Below are 2,899 nucleotides of genomic sequence, written 5' to 3'. Positions count from 1 at the left end.
AGTCGATCGACAGCGATCGCCGCGCGGCAACCGTCCTGCTGAGCGGAATCTCGGAGGGCCGCAAGCTCTTCGGCCGAGCGGCAGCCGAAATCCGCCTGACGTAACCCATCACCCGGCCCGCTCCCATGACTCCTGGGTGCACGCAGCCCCACTGGCCACCCGGACCTTCTGCGGTCGGCAGGCTGTTGCGGTGCGGCACGCCCACTCTTCACCTCAGCAGTAGATCGGCGACGGCACCTGGGGCCTCGCGCATCGCGTTGTGGCCGGATGGGATGTCGTGGACGTGCCAGCCGGGCGCGGCTCGGAGCCGGGCGCGGAGTCCGGCGAAGGGAGTGTCGTCTTCCCACCCGGAGCAATAGATGAAGTCGCGCCGGGGGATGCGATCGACGGCGCCGGTGAGTCGGATGCTCTGGACAAGGGAGGCCAGTGGGTGGGGGCGGCGGCGAGGTTCGCCGCCGTGCGGGGCCCGAAACGGTGGGCGCACAGCGTAACCCGTGTCTGCCGCGCCTTCGATGAACGACTGCCGGTAGGCCTCGGTGGTCAAGGACCAACACGATTCGCCGTCGCGCGGAACGTAGGCGTCGAGATGAACCAGACGAGAGATGCGGCCCGCGGCGCGGTCGGCCGCGGCTGAGATCACCATCCCGCCATAGCTGTGTCCGACGAGCGTCGCGTCGGTGATCTGCGCGGTCTCCAGCAGGCGCACGACGTCATCGGCGTGTGTGTCGAGGTTGGCGCGCGCCACAGTCACGTCATCCTCGTCGGGCCGCAGTCCCGTCAGGGTCAGGGCGTGGACGGTGTGCCCGGCGGCCTCCAGCAGCGGAGTCACCGCCTCGAACGTCCAGGATCCGTGCCACGCGCCGGGGACGAGGATGAACGTTGCCATGGCAGATCTCCCTTTTTGGATCACTCACGAAGGACCAGACCAGATCACCACTTCCGTAGGCCGGCGCGCCACCGATAAACTGCCTCCCGATGCCCGTTCCTCGCCAACCGACCGATCCCACGGGCGTGACCTCGGTTGTGTGGCCGTCCGGCGGACGGCACCTGTGGCCGTCGGGCGGCTCCAGCTCTGTGCAGTCGCACGCACGCGGGCACCTGGTCTACGCTGCCACCGGCGTTTTGACCGTCCACACCGACCACGGCATCTCCATCGTTCCCGCCGACCGGATTGCGTGGACACCCGCTGGAATCACCCACCGGCACAGCGCCCACGGCAACACGGATATGCGGATCGTCTTCGTCTCGGCGTCCCTGGCCAGGCGCATACCGGACCGGCCTGCGGTGTTCTCGGCCACCGACCTCGCGCGTGAGCTCCTGCTCGCCCTGACCGGGCCGCACAACTACGGCGACGGCGAGCCGGGCTATAACCCTTCGGCGCGCACCCGTCTCCTTCGGGTCCTCGTCGACGAACTCAGAGAGACGCAGGAGCAGCCCCTCTACCTGCCGGAACCACGGGACGACCGCCTGCGGGCCCTCGCGCGAAAACTGTCCGACAACCCGGCAGACAACAGCTCGATGGCCGAGCTCGGCAGGGCGATCGGTGCCAGCGCCCGCACCCTCAGCCGGCTGTTACACAACGAGTTCGGCATGACCTTCTACGAGTGGCGCACCCAGCTACGCATCTACCACGCCCTCGTGCTTCTCGCCGACGGATACGACATCACTCGAACCGCCTACGCCTGCGGATGGGCCAACCCCAGCGGCTTCATCACCGCCTTCACGAACATCATCGGCAGCACTCCTGGCCGCTACCGAGCCAACCGACAGAGCGCAGTGACCAGCCCCTGATCCCGAGTGGCAATCAATCGAGCTGCGCCGCACCCGACCGTCGACCCAGGCCGAGCAGACCCACCCCTACTTCACCGCGATGAACACCAGAACCGTTCCGCCGATACGGATTACGTCCCCGTCGGCCAGCAGTGCCCCATTGTCGATCGGCACCTCGTTGACATAAACCCCGTTGGCCGAGTGCAGATCCTTGATCAGCAGCCCGGCACGGCTGGGCATGATGTGCGCGTGATACCGGCTCGCTTTCGGATCATCGAGAACGAGTTCGTTATCCGTCATCCGGCCGATCCTGATCCCCCCGTGGGGAATCGGCAGCGTCCGCCCATCGGCGAACCGCAGATTGCCGTTGCGAATCGACTGCGGCACCTCGGTGACGGTCTCGGTCATCGCCGCGGCCACCTGGTCAGATCGCCTGGACACCAGCACATTCAACGGCTCCTGGCGCAGCACCTGCCGCTCCAGCTCGATCAGCGCGGCCCCCGGGTCGATTCCCAGCTCCTCGGCCAGCACGTTGCGCACCCGCCGGCACGCCTCCAGCGCGTCCGCCTGCCGCCCGGACAGATACAGCGCGGTGATCAACTGCCCCCACAGCGGCTCGCGCAGCGGATGCTCGTTGGTCATCGACACCAACTCGCCGATCACCGACGACGCCCGGCCACAGGCGATTTCCGCATCGACGCGCGCGGAGACGGCGAGTAGCCGCTCCTCGTTCATCGCGGTGGCGAACCCGTCGGCGAATTGCAATCCGGCCAGGTCGGCCAGTGCCCGCCCGGTCCATTCCCGCAGCGCCGCACCGAAAAGGTTCGCGGCACCTGGGTGGTCACCGACGTCCAAACACCGCGAGCCCGCTTCGCGCGCACTCTCGAAACGTCCGAGATCGCACGCGGTATCCGGGATTTCGAGCCGATAACCCGCACCCTCGGTCCGCAGCACCTGCGCGGAATCGATCCCGGCGTTGCGCAGCGCTTTACGGATGTTCGACACGAACACCTGCAGGCTGGCCGCGTAGGAATCCGGCGGGTCCTCGTTCCAGACCATCTCGGCGAGCACAGCAGAAGACACCGCGCGCCGCCGATTGACGGTGAGCGCGGCAAGGAGGGCGCGCGGC

The 2,899-nt window shown here is 67.7% G+C and carries 3 protein-coding genes; 1 reads left to right on the top strand and 2 read right to left on the bottom strand.

The genetic code is table 11. From position 1 onward, the window contains the following. Positions 1 to 208: 208 nt before the first annotated feature. Positions 209 to 886 carry an alpha/beta fold hydrolase gene (locus ACFWF3_RS30590; protein ID WP_379317168.1) on the bottom strand — a complete coding sequence of 226 codons (678 nt, stop codon included), beginning with the start codon at positions 884 to 886 and terminating at the stop codon, positions 209 to 211. A gap of 125 nt (positions 887 to 1,011) precedes the next feature. On the opposite strand from ACFWF3_RS30590, the gene ACFWF3_RS30585 reads away from it, so the two are divergent. Next, a complete protein-coding gene (locus ACFWF3_RS30585) occupies positions 1,012 to 1,791 on the top strand; it encodes an AraC family transcriptional regulator (protein WP_379317166.1) in 780 nt (259 codons plus the stop codon). A gap of 66 nt (positions 1,792 to 1,857) precedes the next feature. On the opposite strand, the gene ACFWF3_RS30580 is transcribed toward ACFWF3_RS30585, so the two are convergent. Beyond that, a partial coding sequence (locus ACFWF3_RS30580) for a BTAD domain-containing putative transcriptional regulator (RefSeq protein WP_379317164.1) occupies positions 1,858 to 2,899 on the bottom strand: 1,042 nt, incomplete at its 5' end.

Origin of the sequence: Nocardia sp. NPDC060220, from assembly GCF_042727815.1 — a bacterium.
Classification (GTDB): domain Bacteria; phylum Actinomycetota; class Actinomycetes; order Mycobacteriales; family Mycobacteriaceae; genus Nocardia.
This window is presented reverse-complemented; position numbering and strand designations above follow the sequence as displayed.

Excerpts from the sequence above, each read along its gene's own strand:
- ACFWF3_RS30590 (WP_379317168.1), bottom strand. The coding sequence starts at position 886 with ATGGCAACGTTCATCCTCGTCCCCGGCGCGTGGCACGGATCCTGGACG.